This is a genomic window from Pseudomonas sp. AB6 (genome assembly GCF_034314105.1).
Classification (GTDB): Bacteria; Pseudomonadota; Gammaproteobacteria; order Pseudomonadales; family Pseudomonadaceae; genus Aquipseudomonas.
Window position 1 is genome coordinate 777,440 of the sequence record NZ_JAVIWJ010000001.1, and the last position, 15,727, is coordinate 793,166.

Consider the following 15,727-nt stretch of genomic DNA (forward strand, 5'->3'; position numbering starts at 1 on the left):
CCATCAATGCTTGGGCACATACAGAATAGTAAGTATTGAACATTCATCGCAGCCTTGGGCAGCTACTAAACTGATCCCGTATGCGGTGGCCCAATACTGCAAGGTAATTAGCCTCCTCATCGCTTTTATCCGAGCGTCTGGCTACTCTTATGTCCAGCTCATGCAAGGCGTCAATTAGCGGGCACAATCTCTGTGTGTAAAATCGTTTGATGGCTTATTGATGTTGTTATGATGCGCGCGCCGTAATTGGCAGCGAAGCTACACCCAACCTTGCATGGGTATTTGCCTGGGCACTCTTTTTACTTCCCACGACAGGAATCTCGATGCTGGCGTACTCCAAGAAAAGCTTCCTTATCGCCGATGATTTCTCCGACTTCCGCAGTTCGGTCAGGTCGATGCTGCGCGAATTGGGTGTAGTGGAAGTAGATACCGCCGACACCGGTGAGCAGGCGTTGCTCATGTGTGCGCAAAAGCGTTACGACTTTATCCTGCATGATTTCAACTTTGGTGACGGTAAAAAAAATGGTCAGCAAGTGCTTGAAGACTTGATGGTCGACAAGCTAATGAGTCATGAAGCGATTTTTATCATGGTCACGGCCGAGAATAGCCAAGCCATGGTAATGAGTGCTTTGGAGTGGGAGCCTGATGCGTATCTGACTAAACCTTTCAACCGCGCTGGCCTGGCTCAGCGTCTTGAGAAGCTTGCCCAGCGCAAGACCTTACTCAAGCCGATTCTTCAGGCGCTTGATCGTGACAAACCTGTGGAAGTAATGGCTGCCTGCGCCAGCCTTACGCAGCAAGACCAGCGCTTCGCTCCCCTCTGCTTGCGCTACAAGGCCAATGCCTTGCGCGATCTAAATCAACATGACGCGCTGGAAAGCTTTCTCAAGTCGGTGTTGGCCGACCGCGCTACGCCTTGGGCTTACGCGGGGCTCGGCAAGTTATTACTCAAACGTGGTAAAGCCGTCGAGGCACAGGCGATTTATGAGCGAGCAATTGTTGCCTTCCCGATGATGCCCACGCTCTACGACGGTCTGGCCGATGTGTTGGTTGCTCAGGGAGAGGTCAAGCGCGCACAGAGCGTGCTTGAAAATGCGGTGCGTCTGTCGCCATTGGCGGTGCGCCGGCAACGGTTGCTGGGCAAGTTGGCGATGGGTAATGACGATTTTGAAAGTGCCTCCAAGGCCTATCGTTACGCTGTCTCCCAAGGCAAGTTTTCTCGTTTCAAGGATCCAGAGAGTAACTTGGGCCTGGCACAAGCGCTGATCAACAAAAATGGCGATAACGGGCTGGATGCGCGCTCTCGGGTAGAGGTTAACCAGACACTGGGGGATGTCGCGAAGGAATACGGTAGCGACCAGGGGCTACAAATGCGCACCGGTTTGATGAAAGCCACCAGTCTTAAACGGTCAGACCCTGAAGCTGCGGCGAAACTGACGCTGGAGGCGTTGGCACATCTTGAGGGCATGGATCATTTCTTCAGCGCCGAGACTGCGCTATTGGTTGCCTCCCAACTCCAGCAACTGGGCCAAGAAAAAGCAGGCGCCGGAATATTGAAAAGCTGCGCAGAAATATACGGTGATGATCCTGCGGTCATGCAAGGTATCGGTCGCCTAACCGATGATCCAGCGATCCTTGGTGCGGGCAAGGCGGCGTCCGATCTAAACCTTCAAGGCGTGCGCCAATACAAGGCCGGTAATATCGCCGAAGCCCAAAGTTTCTTCCGTCAGGCAATGGCGTTGCAATCAAAGAACATCAGTATCGCGCTGAACCTGGTGCAGTCGTTGCTGCACGCAAAAGGTATGCCTGCAGATTCTGCAGGGCTTGAAGAATGTCGGGTTTGCCTGAAGATGATTGGCATGATGCCCGAGACCGACCCGCGTTATGAGCGCTATCAGAAATTGCAAAGCAGGGCGTTTGGCGCATGAACGATAACGGGCTCGACTTCTCGATGGTGATCGCCTCCGTCGTACATGACATGAAAAATTCTTTATCGACGCTGATGCACGCTCACAGCCAGTGGCTGACTCAACTGACTAAAGCTCAGCAAGACGTCCCCGAACATGGGGCCATCGAATACGAATTTGCCCACCTCAACGGTATGTTGGTGCAACTGCTTGGGCTATATAAGCTGGGCGTCAATCAGCTACCCCTGCGCCCTGACTATCACGAGCTTGATGATTTCATCGAAGCTCTGCTGGCCTGCCACCAGGATGTCTTGCACAGTCACGGTATTGTCGCGAACTACGAGATCGAGGGCTTTAATGAACTCGGTTTCTTTGACCGTGAACTGATCAGCTCGGTTGTGGCAAACATCATCATCAATGCGATCCGCTATGCGCGCCACACGATACTGATCACCGCCCATGAAGAGGACGGCCAATTGGTGTTGACCGTCAATGACGATGGCCCAGGTTATCCGGCTCAGATGCTTGAGCATCAGTCAGACTACGTGCAGGGTATCAATCAACGCAGCGGCAGCACCGGCTTGGGCCTTTATTTCGCCGCGCGCATCGCCGAACGGCATGAGCGAAACGGTGTGCGTGGGCACATCGAACTGGCCAACGGCGGCAAGTTGGGCGGCGGTAAATTCATTATTTACCTGCCCTAAAGTCTCGCCGTCATCAGCATTAAGATGACGCGCACACCCTGCGCGCGGATCAACAGATCCTAGGCAATTGTTCCCCGGTCAACCAATCCACGATCCGCCGCCCGCCAAAGCGGGTCTGCATCTGCACGAACCCATGTGAGTCATCCAGAACAGTGCCAATGCGCACTGCGTTTTGCCCCAGCGGATGGTCGCGCATGGCACTCAGCAGCGGTTCGGCGTCGGCCTGCGAGCAAATGGCGACCAACTTGCCCTCGTTGGCGATATACAAGGGATCGAGGCCCAGCAGTTCACAGGCGGCTTCAACTTGGGGTAGAACCGGGATCATCGCTTCGTCGAGCAACATGCCCACCCCGGATTGACCAGCAATTTCGTTCAGCGTTGTGGCCAGTCCGCCCCGCGTCGGGTCGCGGAGTACGCGCAGACCTGGAGCGACGGCGAGCATCTTGGCGACCAGTTCGTGCAGGGCAATGCTGTCGGAAAGAATTTCGGTGTCGAATTCCAACGCCTCGCGCTTGGACATGATCGCCACGCCGTGCTCACCGATGCTACCGGATAACAAAATGGCATCGCCAGGACGCGCGCGATGGCCGCCCGTGTCAACGCCAGTGGCGACCACGCCAATTCCGGTGGTGCTGATGAAGACGCCGTCGCCTTTGCCGCGCTCAACCACTTTGGTATCGCCGGTGACAATCGGTACACCGGCATCCCGGGAGGCGCGGGCCATGGACTCGACGATGCGCTTGAGGTCGGCCAAAGGATAGCCTTCCTCGATGATAAAGCTGGCGGACAGATAGAGTGGGCGCGCGCCGGTCATGGCCACGTCGTTGACCGTGCCATGCACCGACAGGCTGCCGATGTCGCCGCCGGGAAAGAACAGCGGCGAGACCACATGGGCGTCGGTGGCCATGACCATGCGTTCGCCGGGGGCGAGTGCCGGGCTGAAGACAGCGCCGTCGTTGCCCTCACGCAGCCAAGCATTGTCGAAGGCGGCGACGAACAGTTCTTCGATTAATTGCGCCGAGGCGCGTCCGCCCGCGCCGTGGCTCATGTCGATGCGCCCGTCGCGCAGGTTCAGCGGACGAACATAGCCGCGCTTGACCGGGGAACGAGCGTTCATAAAGCGACCACCTCAATATCCTTGTAGCGCCCGTAGGCGTAATGCGCGGCGCACGCGCCTTCGTTGGAAACCATGCATGACCCCATGGGGTTTTCCGGTGTACACACGGTGCCAAACAAGCGGCAATCAGTGGGTTTTTTCTGGCCCCGCAGAATTGCGCCGCACTCACAGGCTTTGTGGTCCGGCACCGCCTTATATTCCAGGCCAAAGCGCACTTCGGCGTCGTAGCGGGCGAAGGCCGGGCGAATCCGCAGGGCGCTGAGCGGGACTTCGCCGAGCCCGCGCCATTCAAAACTGGGACGTAGCTCGAACACTTCATCCATCAACGCCTGGGCACCGGTATTGCCATGGCGCCCGACTGCGCGGATGAACTCGTTCTCAACCTCGGCCCGGCCTCCGTTGACCTGGCGCACCAGCATCAAGATGGCTTGCATCACGTCCAGCGGCTCAAAACCGGCGATCACCACCGGCTTGCGGTACCGAAGGGCGAAGCCCTCATAAGGCGCCGAGCCAATGACGATGCTGACGTGCGCCGGGCCGATGAAGCCGTCCAGTTCCACCGCTGAAGCGGCGTCATGTTGCGGGGCGGCGAGAATGTGAGAGATCGCCGCTGGGGTCAGGACATGGCAGCAAAGCACGCTGAAGTTATCCAGATCGCGTGCCGCCGCTTCGCGAATGATCAGCGCGGTAGGCGGGGTCGTGGTCTCGAAGCCGATGGCAAAGAACACCACTTGCCGTGATGGATTCGCCTCAGCAATTTTCAGCGCATCCAGCGGCGAGTAGATCATGCGGATGTCAGCGCCGTGGGCCTTGGCCCGCAACAAAGAAAGTCCTTCGGAGGCCGGCACACGCAGGGTGTCGCCGTAACTGCACAGGATCGCGCCGTCTTCCAGCGCCAGCTTGATTGCCAGGTCGATGCGTCCAATCGGCAATACGCAGACCGGGCAACCAGGACCGTGGATCATGCGCACGTTATCCGGCAGCAATTCGCTCACGCCATAGCGAGAAATCGCGTGAGTGTGGCCGCCGCAGAACTCCATGAACCGATACGCGCGGTCGGGGTGCGCTTCTTCGCGGATGCGGGCAGCGATGCGTTGCGCCAACTCGCCGTCGCGGTATTCGTCGATGTACTTCATGAGGCTTCCGATTGCGCGCGGTTCAATTCGTCGAACATTTCCAGCGTGCGCTGGGCTTCTTCTGGATCAATCAAACCCAAGGCATAGCCGACATGGATAATCACGTAGTCGCCGACCTGTGCTTCAGGCACCAGCGCCAAGGAGATTTCTTTGCGGATACCGCCGAGATCCACCAGCGCTGTGTCGACACCACGCAGTTCGATGACGCGGGCGGGAATGGCTAGGCACATGGGATTTCCTCCAGCGGCAAGGCCGCTTGGCTTTCAAGTTCGGGCCAATGGGCGGCGATCCAGCCTTGGCCGAGGGCAAGTCCGGCATCGCCGCAGGACACGCTTTGTGCGGTAAACACCTGTACGCCACAGGCGCTAAGCCGTTGGGTAAGTCGCGCACTGAGCAAGCGATTGGCGAAACAGCCGCCGCCGAGCATGACCGGCAGATTTCCAGGCTGTTGCAGTACCCAGTCTGAAAGGGCAGCAGCCAGTGCCAAGTGAAAAACTGCTGCGCCTTCGGCGCTGCGGCCATGGTCGGCCAGATCGAATAGCCGGGTAAGCAACAGGCGCAGATCCAGCACGCCGTCCGCTTGAATGCGCCATAGGCCATCAACTACCGGGTCGGCGTTCACCGCCAGGTACTCGCTGGCCGAACGTTCCAGCGCGATAGCCGCTTCGGCCTCGGCTTGCTGGCGAACACTGAGACCCAGAATTCCGGCAGCCGCGTCGAACCAGCGGCCCGCGCCGCTGCTCGGCGGGCAATTGAGCTCACGGCGGAGCATGCCGGCGACGGTGCCGGCGCTTTGCTCGCCCACCAGCGGGCCCAGACGCGGGGTGATTTCAGCGTCGCGGCCCAACAGGTGCAGCGCGGCGGCGGTCAGCCGCCACGGCTCACGGGCGGCGATGTCGCCACCTGGCAACGGCAACGGCAGCAGATGACCGAGCCGACGCCAAGCGTGAGCGACCCACAGCAACTCGCCACCCCAAGCGGCGCCGTCACTGCCCAAGCCAACGCCGTCCAGTGCCAGACCCAGCACCGGCCCGTCGAGTCCATGTTCAGCCATCACCGCAGCAACATGGGCGTGGTGATGCTGAACCGCCAGCGCTGGCACGTCCAATCGCTCGGCCAGGCTGACGGCCAGTTGCGAACTGTAGAAATCCGGGTGCAAGTCATGGGCGATAGCGTGCGGCGTGATCTCGGCCAATGTCAGCAGGCGTTCCAACGACGCCTCAAGGGCCAGACAACTTTGCGGATCGCCCAGATCACCGTGCACCGGTGACCACAACACCTGATCGCGCTGGAGCAGACACGCCGCATTTTTTAGCCAGGCACCGCAGGCCAATACCGGTGGCCAGACGTTCATGTTGGGGAGTTTCTGACTGTGCACGTCAGGCCTCCTTGGTTGATATTTTTAGCGCTGCCAGCTCCGCTTCCAGCGCGGCAATGCGCGCCGCTCGGCGATCCATTTGCGGCGCGCCGGCCAGCAGCCAGTCGATCCAGGCATCCAGACCGGTGCCGTCGCGGGCGCTGAGCTGAATGATCTGCAACTGCGGATTGACCTGATGGGCGTAGTCCAGGCAGCGCTGCACATCGAAGTCCAGGTGCGGCAACAGGTCGATCTTGTTGAGAATCATCAATTGCGCGGCGGCGAACATGTCCGGGTACTTGAGCGGTTTGTCCTCGCCTTCGGTGACCGACAAAATCGCCACTTTCCCGGCTTCGCCAAGGTCCCACAGCGCCGGGCAGACCAAATTGCCGACGTTCTCGATAAACAGAATGCCCGCCGGTTCGTCTGCGGCCTTTGGGTGATGGTTATGAGTATGGTGATTGGAAAGCAGCGGAGCCTTGGCGTGAGAGTGGCCATGCCCTGCGGCGTGCAGTTCATCGTGCAGCGGCAGGCGCGCATAGGCTTGGGTGATCATCCGCGCGTCCAGGTGGCAACCCTTGCCGGTGTTGATCTGGATCGCCGCCACCCCGGTTTCGCGGATGCGCTCGGCGTCGTGACGGGTCTGTTGGTCGCCTTCAATGACCGCCAATGGCAACCCAGGTTGGCGTGCGCGCAGGGCCAGCAGGGTGGCACACAACAGCGTGGTTTTTCCCGAGCCGGGGCTGGACACCAGGTTGAGCGCCAACACGCCGTGGGCGGTGAAATTCTGCCGATTGCGGGCGGCGTGGCGGTCGTTCTCGCCGAGCACATCTTGTTCGATGCGGATCGTGCGTGCCTGGCTCAAGCCGGGCACTGAAACCCGCGCTTGGCCCGCGCCGTAATGCAGATCGCCAGTGGCGTCGACCTGCACGTCGCTATCGGGGGCGGCTTCGTTGCTTGGGTCTTGCTCGTGTGAATGGCCGGTACCGCAGCCGCAGACGACGCACATGGCGTTTCTCCAGATCTCTAATCAGAAATCAAATGTCAGTGGTCCTCGACCTGTAGATCGAGGATGCGTAATTCGGTGCCGCCGGTGGGCTGCAACCAGAAGCCGCCGCAGGTCGGGCAAGGTGCGCCGCGTTCGACCAAGGGCACGCTGGCGGCGCAGTCCAGGCACCAGGCCTGACCGTGGGGCTCTTCGATGTCGATCTGCGCGCCTGCCAGCAACGTGCCGGGTGCCAACGCTTCCAGGGCGAAACGCAACGCATGCACTTCGACCCCGGCCAGTTTTCCGGCCTCCAGACGTAAACGGCTGACGCGCACGAACGGATCGGCCGCCGCTGCTGCTTCCACAGCACTAAGAATGCCGCCCGCCAGACTCAATTCATGCATGGATTGGCGTTCCTTGGTGGTTGTCTGGGTCCATCTTCAGACCGGTTTCTAGCGTAAACGCGATGCAGGGATCGAAGGCCGCCATCAATAACTCGGCCTGGCGCTGGCTGCGTGGATCGTCACTGGGTAACGATGACAGCGCCTGGGACAGAGCGCCCTGCGGGTGCATGTTCCATTCGGTGGGCGCAACGATTTGATAGTCGCTGATCTTTACGCCGTCGCCGTGACACTCCAGACATACCCGATGCAGCAACAGACCGCGAGCGGTTTCGCTCCAGGCCAAGGCTTCGCCCGTATCCAAGGCCAGTGCGCCAAGCGCCGGGGCGCGGGCATCGGGCAGCGACAGTCGGGCCAGTTCGGCGACCCGCGCACCCAGTCTTAGCCAGGCGGTGCTGTGGCGTTTCGGATGGGCTTCACCCAGTCGGGTCCAACTTCCGGTTTCGCAGGGTTGGCCATTCAGTTCAGGGCGCTTGGCAAAATCGGCGCAACCACGCAAGTGCTCTGCAGTTGCGCGTAACGCTGAGTTGTCGGTGATCAGTTGCAGCGCATTCACCGGCAATTGCAGCGATTGCGCATCGTCGCGGCAGTGGGCGAAGGCGCGGCTAAGCCAGTGGTTCTTGAGCGAAGTCCATTCCATTAAGGTGCGCTGAGGATCGTCTTCCCAGCGTTGTAGCCAAGCGCGCACCGGGGCGCCGAGCCAGACACTCATGGTGGCTTCGGGCGCTTGATCCCAAGCATGCAGTTCAATGGGAGAGCAGCGCTCAGCGCTGGGGTTAAGCAACAGCGGCCAGTCGAGCAGGATACGCCGCAGGTGCTCACGGCGAGTTTCGGCTAGTAAAGCCAGGCTGGCGCCCACCTGGATCGTTGCCTGCCCCTGCAATGCCGTGCTAACTGCAAGTTGCGCAGTCAATCCATGGGCCTGAGCGCATAAGCTGTAAAGCAGCGGCAGACGTACAGCCGCAGCCTCAGGGGGTTGGCCGCGCAATAGACGCGCGGCCAAAAGCGGGCGGCTGCCGATGATCGCCGGTTGCTGACCGGGTCGAATCGTGAGTGATCCGGCAAGCCCAGACAGGCTGTTTGGGGGCGTCATTGCGCGTCGCCGGACAAACGGCCGAACAGCAACGAGCGGCGACTAAGCGCCGGGTGTTGCGGGGTGTGTTCTTCTTCGGCCGGGCCGCGCAAAAGCATCAATACCTGTTCAGCGGTGGCGCGGGCTGCCGCTTGATCCGCGAACTCAAAAACCGGCGAAAACAACGAGCAGCTTTCGTAGGTGCCGAAGTCTGCATCGACTGCGCCAATGAACGTTAGGTGTTGGCCACCGAACAGATGTTCACGGGAGGCGCCTTGGGCCAAGGGTGCACTCAAGGCTGGAGCCAACCACATCAGGTTCATGAACCAGGGCGTGATCAGAATCCCGAGCACCCCGCAGGACGCGTCTTCACCGGCAACTTGCGGGGCAAAACCCACGGCCTCGACCTCCAACACGGGATTGAGGAAGGGCAGGCCGCGCATGCGAGTGTCGGCGATATCCCGGAAATGGGCCGCCAGTTCTGCTCCCCGCAGTTGCGCACTGTCTGGCCATTCAGGCTGCGTCATTGAGCACCATGAACTGCTCGGCGGCGCCATCGCAGTTCGGGCAGCACCAATGGTCCGGCAACGCGGAAAACGGCGTGCCGGGCTCAATTTGCCACACCGGATCACCGTCCTTCGGGTCGTACACCCACCAGCAGATCTTGCACTCCAGGCGAGTGTCATCGCTGATGCGAGTGGAATCGCCTCGGTAGCTGCCTTCAAAGCTGGGTCTGTCCGTCATATCACTGCCCTTCAAACCATTGAATAACATCCTCGAAACGCTCCAGCGAATCGCTGAGGTCTTCCGGCGCTGCGCAGATCACCTCTGGCAGGTCGGTGATCTCGATGGTGTCGAGAATGAGCGCATCCTGGGAATTGAAGTACGTGACGCGCCAGCAGTTGTGGATCAGGGTGCTGCTGATCCGGCAATTGCCGTAACCACGCGCCAATGCCCGCACTGGGCCGACCGGCAAACACACGTCGAGGAAACCAATGTCTTGCTCGGACAACGGCAGCAGCGTCAGGTTGATCACATGGGCCGGGCTGCCGGGTTGCCAGTGCTGAGTCTGGTCTTCGATCTCGGTGAGAATCGCCGGAGCGTTCATCACGCCCATCGGCAGCGCAGACCGGATATCAAAGGCTGCTGGCCGCGCCGCGTCACGGGCAACGCTGCGCAGTTGGGCGGGGGCGGCACCGACCTCGACATAATCTTGGCCTTCACCATAGAGGCGCCAGACCCCAGCGAAGATCGACTCCTGAATCCGCAACGGCGGTTCCACGACCAGCATGATGCTGACTTCGCCTTCACCGAGCAGTTGATCCAGCAGCGTGCGATCACCGACTTCAAGCCCGCTCAAATCGAGGCTTTCTGTGGCTTCACCGCGGTTGCAGGCATACAGCCGGTGCAGAAGGTCTTGCAACGCCTGACGTGCGCCGGGCAATTCGTCCAATTCTTCCGGCTCGGGCAGTATCGGCGCGCTGTGGGTGTACATGCCTTGGGGCATGCTGATGTATTCGAGGACTTCCTCTTCCACTTGGGAGCCGGGACCGAGATCGACCAGCGGGATGTACATTTGTGGGGCCATAGGCGTTCCTCCGTTCACTGGCAACCACCGTTAGCGCCAGGCGTTTCGGCGAACAGGGGAATGCGGGCATTGCTCTGGGCCAAGGCTTTATCAGCCAGGCTCAGGTATTCGTCCCAGTCGTGCATGCCGTCGATGGTAGTGACGTAACCGCCGTCGCGCAGCCAGACCAAGGTCGGCCAGCGGCGCAGGGCAAAACGTGCCGCGATGGCTTCTTCTTCCGCGCGATGAACGACACCCAGCCGCAAGGTGCAGCCGTGGCGGCGGGACACTTCCTGGCGCAGTTCGGGCAAGACCACCGCCACGTCCAGGGATTCAGGGTGGCGCACCGGGTCGCCACACAGCAGCAACAGACAGTTGCCGCCCAGGGCGAGCCAGGCGTCGAGGTTTTCGCAGCCAATCCAGCTGGCGTCGAATTGCTCCACCAGCCGCGTGATCAGCGCAGGGATGGCCGGCGGGACAGGGATAGGCGCCATGAAAGCGGCGGATTCACTCATGTGGATTCCTTGAGGTTGGGCCGCACGGGCGCAGCAGCGATGGGTGATTGGCCCAACAGGGTGGCGAGCTGTTCAGCGTTCATCGCTGAAGGCAGGCTGAAGCCGGGCGCGGTGTCCGGCTCCGGCGCGTTGCCGAACATCGCCGATTCAAGCATGACCAGGGTCGAGTCGATTTCTGCCGCCCGCTGTGGGTCGAGGCGTTCGCGGGCGGCGTCGAGAAAGATCAGCAACCAGTCATCGACCTCGCAGGTGCCGACCAGCGAGGTGTCGATGAGCCGGTCCCGGCCGTGGCGGTCGCGGCACACGGAAGAGCCAAGGTTGGCACTTACCACTTGCATGGGCAGTCCGATGCACATATCAAACGCGCCTGGCGAGAATGCGTTCGTCACCGATCCGGCAAGCGTTCTGCGCAGAAGGGCGTTCGCCTTCGTAGCGGTCCAACTCCAAGTGCGGCAAGGTCACTGCCTCTTCATCGGTGAGCGGCGAAGCGCGTTGACGCGGCTCGGCACCCCAGGTTTCCAGGACCCGCACCGCTTCGGTCAACGCGCCTTCCATGGCCGCCCTGACGACCGGCCGCAGGCTGCCGCCGTAATCCATCATGTGCTCCGGCTGGCAACCGATCAGCAGCACCCGTTGCGGGAAATGACCGGTCAGTTGGGCCAGCATCAGCACCTCCTGAAAACCGGTCTGGTGCAGGCTCAACTTCTTGATGCCGAGGAATTTAGGCACTTCATCGTCGGTGACGAACTTCAACTCACCGGGGGTCAGGTTGTAATCGACCGCATCGAAAATCAGCAGGTAATCGGCTTCCTGCACATGCTGGATCAAGTACAAACCCTGGGTGCCGCCATCGATCAGCGCGACGTTGTCCGCGAACTCATAGCGTTGCTGTAACGCTTCGACACAGCGCACGCCGAAGCCTTCATCGGCCCACAGCAGATTGCCAATGCCCAACACGGTGATGCGTGGACGGGGCGATGCTGAGGTTTTCATGAGTGACTCTGCTGGTGTGTTCATTTTTTGAAGGTCTTGTAGCCGGAGATCATCCCGCCGATCAGGCTGAGACGACCGTTGATTTCTTCGCGGACGGCGGCGTACACGTGCAGCCCTATGAAGATCAGCATTACCCACATACCGAAGTGGTGCAGGGTATGGACTTGTTGGGATTGCCCCAGCAGCGGCAGCACCCAGCCGAACATCCGTTCTTGCCACGAGCCCATTTGCGACCCTTCGCCATACAGCGCGAAACCGGTCAGGACCATGAATATCGAGGTCAGCAGGAACACGAAAAACATGGCGAAACGCGACAGCGGGTTGTGCCCGAAGGTCGGCTCCGGGATCGGCCCGGCGAACAGGTAATAACGCAGCCAGATGTAGAAGTCAGCCCAGTAAGCTTTGCTCAGCACCGGAACCGAGAACAGTTCCCGGGCGTGATGATTGCCCACCAAGGCCCAGTAGGTGCGGCCCAGCAGGCCAATAGCAAACACATAGCCGGCGCTGAAGTGCGCGAAGCGGATGTAGCCCATGACGAAATGGGCGCTGGCTTCACCCGGTTGGGTGGCCAGTGGGGAGCCGATTAAATACCCGGTGACCGCCAGCACTAAAATGCAGGCGGCATTGATCCAATGCCACATGCGCACCGGTGCCTCGTAAACGTACTCCGGCAGGCCCATGGGGGTTTCAGTCTGAAGGGTCATATCTTCACCTTTGGAAGGGCAGGTGCCGTATCGCACCTGCCGGATGCCTGGGTTAATTACTCAGCTCACCTTGACGGTGCTCAGCTCGGCGCCGTCCTCGCTCATCACGTGGGTGGCGCAGGCCATGCACGGGTCGAAGGAGTGCAGGGTGCGCAGGATTTCCACCGGCTGATCGGGGATGGCCACCGGGGTGTTCATCAGTGCGGCTTCAAACGCGCCGATCTGTCCCTTGGCATCACGCGGGCTGCCGTTCCAGGTGCTTGGCACCACGCACTGGTAATTCTCGATGCGCCCGTCCTTGATGCGAATCCAGTGACCCAATGCGCCACGCGGTGCGGCGACGATACCGACACCTTTTGCTTCTTTCGGCCAGGTCGCCGGGTCCCATTTCTCCACGTTGGCGGTGGAGCGGTCGCCGTTGCGGATGTTGGTCATTAGCTCGTTCCAGTCGTCGACCATCAGCTCGGCGCAGTATTCGGCTTCCAGCGCGCGGGTCAGGGTGCGGCCGATGGTGCTCGGCAGCAAAATCTTGGCGCTGTAGTCGGTCGCAACCATGCCGAGGGTTTTCGGCAGGTCGTGGTTGACCGCTTGCATCGCGCCGTCGAGCTGTTCTTTGATGCGCTGGGCGTGGGGGTTGCCTTGGACAGCATGGGCATAGCCAAGGATGTAGCGAGCCAATGGCCCGACCTCCATGGCATGACCGCGCCAGCGAGGGGATTTGACCCACGAGTATTTCGCGCTTTCGTCGACTTCCTCAATGGCGGTGCGAGTGCCTTTGGTTTTGGCGCCCAACTCGTAGTTGGCTTCAGTGATGCCATCCCACGGGTGCAGGCCCTTGTCGTTATCCGGGTAGTTGTACCAAGAGTGGGTGACGAATTCTTGCACCTGTTCAGGGTCGCGCGGGTCAACCGGGTGAATCTCGTTCCAGTTGCCGTTGAGAATCGCGCCACCCGGCAGTTGGTTGGTGCTCTCGTCGTAATTGACCTTGGCGAAGTTGCCGTAGTCCATCACGTTGGTCGCCGCCAGACCGCCCCCATGCAGCCAGCCTTTCTGTTTGTAAATGGTGCCGATGGCCAACACGTCGGGTACATAAACGTTTTTGCAAAAGGTCAGCGCTTCATCGATACGGGCACGAACGAAGTTCAGCCGCTCCATGTTCAGCGGCGCCCCGGCGGCCAAATCGCCGTCGATGTTAATGGCGCACGGCACGCCGCCTACCAGGTAGTTCGGGTGCGGGTTCTTGCCACCAAAGATGGTGTGAATCTTGACCCACTCTTTTTGCAGGTCGAGGGCTTCCAGGTAATGCGTGACCGCCATCAGGTTGGCTTCGGGCGGCAGTTGGTAGGCCGGGTTACCCCAGTAACCGTTCATGAACGGGCCGAGCTGGCCGCTCTCGAAAAACTTCTTCAGGCGGTTCTGCACGTCACGGAAATAGCCCGGCGACGACAGCGGGTGGGACGGCGAAACCTGTTGCTGCAATTCCGATGTGCGCTTGGGGTCAGCCTTGAGTGCCGACACCACATCAACCCAGTCCAACGCGTGCAGGTGATAGAAGTGCACTGCGTGGTCGTGGATTTGAAGGGTCTTGGCCATCATTTCGCGGATCAAGTGAGCGTTCGGCGGGATACGAATACCCAGCGCATCTTCCACCGCACGGACCGAGGCCAGCGCGTGGCAACCGGTGCACACGCCGCAAATACGCTCGACGAACGCCCAGGCGTCACGTGGGTCACGGCCTTTGAGAATGACCTCCAGGCCACGCCACATGGTGCCGGTGGAGACCGCGTTACGAATGATGTTGTTGGCGTCGAGATTGACCTCGACGCGCATGTGGCCTTCGATACGGGTCACGGGGTCAACGACGATGCGCCGGCCAGTGCTGTTCAGGTCGAAACCCTGGGTCGAATAGTTGCTCATCGCTGGTCGTCCTGTCTTGTCGCTGGAGCGTCATGCGGCGCAATGGGCGCCTTGCTGTTACTGGCGCGTTTGAGTGCTGTCACGGCGGCATGCGCGGTGGCTGCGGCGCCGACGGCGACACCGGTAGCGAGGCCGATTTGATCGGCATTGGCTTCCACGCCAAAGGCGTTGATGTCCGTCAGGTGCTGATAGAACGAGCCTTTGTCCCAGAAACCTTCCTCGGAGCAACCAATGCAGCCATGGCCGGATTGAATCGGAAAACTGGTGCCGCCGTTCCAACGCACGGTCGAACAGGCGTTGTAGGTGGTCGGGCCCTTGCAGCCGACTTTGTAAAGGCAGTAACCCTTACGCGCGGCGTCATCGTCCCACGCTTCAACAAACTGGCCGGCGTCGAAGTTCGGACGGCGGTAGCATTTGTCGTGGATGCGCTGGCTGTAGAACATTTTTGGCCGGCCCTGACGATCCAGCTCAGGTAAGCGGTCGAAGGTCAGCATGTAGGTGATGACCCCGGTCATCACTTCGGCAATCGGCGGGCAGCCTGGCACTTTGATAATCGGTTTATCGAAAATCACTTTGTGGATCGGCACCGCTTGGGTCGGGTTCGGCTTGGCCGCCTGTACACAACCCCAGCTGGCGCAGGAGCCCCAGGAGATGATGGCCTTGGCATCTTTGGAGACGCGCTTCAACTGCTCAATGAACGGCTTGCCGCCAATGATGCAGCTCATGCCGTCCTGGTTCAGCGGCGGGTTACCTTCAACGGCAAGAATGTAATTGCCTTTGTATTTGGTCATGACCTCATCAAGGATCGCTTCGGCCTGATGCCCGGCAGCGGCCATTAAAGTGTCGTCGTAATCCAGCGAGATCATCGACAGCACCACGTCCTTGGCCAGCGGGTGTGCGGAGCGAATGAACGATTCAGAACAGCAGGTGCACTCCAATCCATGAAGCCAAAGCACCGGTGTACGCGGCTTGTTTTCCATCGCCCATGCGATTTTTGGCATGAACGCAGGGCCGAGCCCCAATGACGTCGCGGTCAGCGAACAGAACTTGAGAAAGCTCCGACGTGAGATGCCCTGTCTGCGCATCACTTCATAAAATGTTTCCATCACCTAATTTCTCCTCCCCAGGAATTGTCTTCTACTGAGGCTGCACGCTGTTTTTAAGTTAAAAGCCATGCGGGCCCTGTCGGACAGACGAGGAAACGTCTGCCAGCAGGCGCGAGCGTTGATTCGGGGTGTGGGTTTTGCGTAAAAGAGGGCGCAGCCGTGCGCAAAGGATCAAGGTGGCTGCAATCGACATGGGCGGTTCAACTAATGAAAGTAATACCTGGTAACTACAAGACCTGTGCC

At 60.1% G+C, this 15,727-nt stretch carries 18 protein-coding genes; 2 read left to right on the forward strand and 16 right to left on the reverse strand.

What is annotated here, in order from left to right; genetic code table 11:
- Window positions 1–323: 323 nt before the first annotated feature.
- A complete protein-coding gene (locus RGW60_RS03610) occupies window positions 324–1,928 on the forward strand; it encodes a response regulator (protein ID WP_322202224.1) in 1,605 nt (534 codons plus the stop codon).
- Complete coding sequence (locus tag RGW60_RS03615) at window positions 1,925–2,611, forward strand: HAMP domain-containing sensor histidine kinase (RefSeq protein ID WP_322202226.1); 687 nt, start codon at window positions 1,925–1,927, stop codon at window positions 2,609–2,611. The genes RGW60_RS03610 and RGW60_RS03615 overlap by 4 nt, the downstream gene beginning before the upstream one ends.
- A gap of 49 nt (window positions 2,612–2,660) precedes the next feature.
- On the opposite strand, the gene hypE is transcribed toward RGW60_RS03615, so the two are convergent.
- The 16 genes from hypE to RGW60_RS03695 are packed head-to-tail and all read right to left on the reverse strand — an operon-like array spanning window position 2,661 to window position 15,484.
- On the reverse strand, window positions 2,661–3,728 hold the full coding sequence (hypE, locus tag RGW60_RS03620) for a hydrogenase expression/formation protein HypE (RefSeq protein WP_322202227.1): 1,068 nt from the start codon (window positions 3,726–3,728) through the stop codon (window positions 2,661–2,663).
- Window positions 3,725–4,864, reverse strand: a complete 1,140-nt coding sequence (gene hypD / locus RGW60_RS03625; RefSeq protein WP_322202229.1) for a hydrogenase formation protein HypD — start codon at window positions 4,862–4,864, stop codon at window positions 3,725–3,727. Before hypD ends, hypE begins: the two co-directional genes overlap by 4 nt.
- The gene (locus RGW60_RS03630) at window positions 4,861–5,094 is read right to left on the reverse strand and encodes a HypC/HybG/HupF family hydrogenase formation chaperone (RefSeq protein WP_322165159.1); all 234 of its coding nucleotides are present in this window, start codon (window positions 5,092–5,094) and stop codon (window positions 4,861–4,863) included. The genes hypD and RGW60_RS03630 overlap by 4 nt, the downstream gene beginning before the upstream one ends.
- On the reverse strand, window positions 5,085–6,242 hold the full coding sequence (locus RGW60_RS03635) for a carbamoyltransferase HypF (RefSeq protein ID WP_322202231.1): 1,158 nt from the start codon (window positions 6,240–6,242) through the stop codon (window positions 5,085–5,087). The genes RGW60_RS03630 and RGW60_RS03635 overlap by 10 nt, the downstream gene beginning before the upstream one ends.
- Before the next feature lies 1 nt (window position 6,243).
- Window positions 6,244–7,230 carry a hydrogenase nickel incorporation protein HypB gene (gene hypB, locus RGW60_RS03640; protein WP_322202233.1) on the reverse strand — a complete coding sequence of 329 codons (987 nt, stop codon included), beginning with the start codon at window positions 7,228–7,230 and terminating at the stop codon, window positions 6,244–6,246.
- Window positions 7,231–7,265: 35 nt separating this feature from the next.
- The gene (locus RGW60_RS03645) at window positions 7,266–7,613 is read right to left on the reverse strand and encodes a hydrogenase maturation nickel metallochaperone HypA (RefSeq protein ID WP_322165155.1); all 348 of its coding nucleotides are present in this window, start codon (window positions 7,611–7,613) and stop codon (window positions 7,266–7,268) included.
- Window positions 7,606–8,703, reverse strand: a complete 1,098-nt coding sequence (locus tag RGW60_RS03650) for a nickel-dependent hydrogenase large subunit (protein ID WP_322202235.1) — start codon at window positions 8,701–8,703, stop codon at window positions 7,606–7,608. Before RGW60_RS03650 ends, RGW60_RS03645 begins: the two co-directional genes overlap by 8 nt.
- On the reverse strand, window positions 8,700–9,209 hold the full coding sequence (gene hybE, locus RGW60_RS03655) for a [NiFe]-hydrogenase assembly chaperone HybE (protein WP_322202237.1): 510 nt from the start codon (window positions 9,207–9,209) through the stop codon (window positions 8,700–8,702). The genes RGW60_RS03650 and hybE overlap by 4 nt, the downstream gene beginning before the upstream one ends.
- Window positions 9,196–9,426, reverse strand: coding sequence for a rubredoxin (locus RGW60_RS03660; RefSeq protein WP_322202239.1), 231 nt, complete (start codon window positions 9,424–9,426; stop codon window positions 9,196–9,198). Before RGW60_RS03660 ends, hybE begins: the two co-directional genes overlap by 14 nt.
- 1 nt (window position 9,427) lies before the next feature.
- Window positions 9,428–10,270 carry a hydrogenase expression/formation protein gene (locus RGW60_RS03665; protein WP_322202241.1) on the reverse strand — a complete coding sequence of 281 codons (843 nt, stop codon included), beginning with the start codon at window positions 10,268–10,270 and terminating at the stop codon, window positions 9,428–9,430.
- A gap of 14 nt (window positions 10,271–10,284) precedes the next feature.
- On the reverse strand, window positions 10,285–10,764 hold the full coding sequence (locus tag RGW60_RS03670) for a hydrogenase (RefSeq protein ID WP_322202243.1): 480 nt from the start codon (window positions 10,762–10,764) through the stop codon (window positions 10,285–10,287).
- On the reverse strand, window positions 10,761–11,120 hold the full coding sequence (locus RGW60_RS03675; RefSeq protein WP_322165149.1) for a HypC/HybG/HupF family hydrogenase formation chaperone: 360 nt from the start codon (window positions 11,118–11,120) through the stop codon (window positions 10,761–10,763). Before RGW60_RS03675 ends, RGW60_RS03670 begins: the two co-directional genes overlap by 4 nt.
- 1 nt (window position 11,121) lies before the next feature.
- On the reverse strand, window positions 11,122–11,757 hold the full coding sequence (locus RGW60_RS03680) for a HyaD/HybD family hydrogenase maturation endopeptidase (RefSeq protein ID WP_322165148.1): 636 nt from the start codon (window positions 11,755–11,757) through the stop codon (window positions 11,122–11,124).
- Between the two features lie 20 nt (window positions 11,758–11,777).
- Complete coding sequence (gene cybH / locus RGW60_RS03685) at window positions 11,778–12,461, reverse strand: Ni/Fe-hydrogenase, b-type cytochrome subunit (RefSeq protein ID WP_322202245.1); 684 nt, start codon at window positions 12,459–12,461, stop codon at window positions 11,778–11,780.
- 60 nt (window positions 12,462–12,521) lie between these two features.
- Window positions 12,522–14,378 (reverse strand): nickel-dependent hydrogenase large subunit, encoded by a 1,857-nt coding sequence (locus RGW60_RS03690; RefSeq protein ID WP_322202247.1) that lies wholly within the window; start codon window positions 14,376–14,378, stop codon window positions 12,522–12,524.
- Window positions 14,375–15,484 (reverse strand): hydrogenase small subunit, encoded by a 1,110-nt coding sequence (locus RGW60_RS03695; protein ID WP_322202248.1) that lies wholly within the window; start codon window positions 15,482–15,484, stop codon window positions 14,375–14,377. Before RGW60_RS03695 ends, RGW60_RS03690 begins: the two co-directional genes overlap by 4 nt.
- Window positions 15,485–15,727 lie beyond the last annotated feature (243 nt).

Bases quoted from the DNA above. Each gene is read 5' to 3' on its own strand.
- cybH (WP_322202245.1), bottom strand. From the start codon at position 12,461: ATGACCCTTCAGACTGAAACCCCCATGGGCCTGCCGGAGTACGTTTAC.
- RGW60_RS03645 (WP_322165155.1), bottom strand. From the start codon at position 7,613: ATGCATGAATTGAGTCTGGCGGGCGGCATTCTTAGTGCTGTGGAAGCA.
- RGW60_RS03610 (WP_322202224.1), top strand. From the start codon at position 324: ATGCTGGCGTACTCCAAGAAAAGCTTCCTTATCGCCGATGATTTCTCC.
- RGW60_RS03665 (WP_322202241.1), bottom strand. From the start codon at position 10,270: ATGGCCCCACAAATGTACATCCCGCTGGTCGATCTCGGTCCCGGCTCC.
- RGW60_RS03660 (WP_322202239.1), bottom strand. From the start codon at position 9,426: ATGACGGACAGACCCAGCTTTGAAGGCAGCTACCGAGGCGATTCCACT.
- RGW60_RS03670 (WP_322202243.1), bottom strand. From the start codon at position 10,764: ATGAGTGAATCCGCCGCTTTCATGGCGCCTATCCCTGTCCCGCCGGCC.
- RGW60_RS03695 (WP_322202248.1), bottom strand. From the start codon at position 15,484: ATGGAAACATTTTATGAAGTGATGCGCAGACAGGGCATCTCACGTCGG.
- hypD (WP_322202229.1), bottom strand. From the start codon at position 4,864: ATGAAGTACATCGACGAATACCGCGACGGCGAGTTGGCGCAACGCATC.
- RGW60_RS03630 (WP_322165159.1), bottom strand. From the start codon at position 5,094: ATGTGCCTAGCCATTCCCGCCCGCGTCATCGAACTGCGTGGTGTCGAC.
- RGW60_RS03680 (WP_322165148.1), bottom strand. From the start codon at position 11,757: ATGAAAACCTCAGCATCGCCCCGTCCACGCATCACCGTGTTGGGCATT.
- RGW60_RS03690 (WP_322202247.1), bottom strand. From the start codon at position 14,378: ATGAGCAACTATTCGACCCAGGGTTTCGACCTGAACAGCACTGGCCGG.
- hypB (WP_322202233.1), bottom strand. From the start codon at position 7,230: ATGTGCGTCGTCTGCGGCTGCGGTACCGGCCATTCACACGAGCAAGAC.
- RGW60_RS03675 (WP_322165149.1), bottom strand. From the start codon at position 11,120: ATGTGCATCGGACTGCCCATGCAAGTGGTAAGTGCCAACCTTGGCTCT.
- hypE (WP_322202227.1), bottom strand. From the start codon at position 3,728: ATGAACGCTCGTTCCCCGGTCAAGCGCGGCTATGTTCGTCCGCTGAAC.
- RGW60_RS03615 (WP_322202226.1), top strand. From the start codon at position 1,925: ATGAACGATAACGGGCTCGACTTCTCGATGGTGATCGCCTCCGTCGTA.
- hybE (WP_322202237.1), bottom strand. From the start codon at position 9,209: ATGACGCAGCCTGAATGGCCAGACAGTGCGCAACTGCGGGGAGCAGAA.
- RGW60_RS03650 (WP_322202235.1), bottom strand. From the start codon at position 8,703: ATGACGCCCCCAAACAGCCTGTCTGGGCTTGCCGGATCACTCACGATT.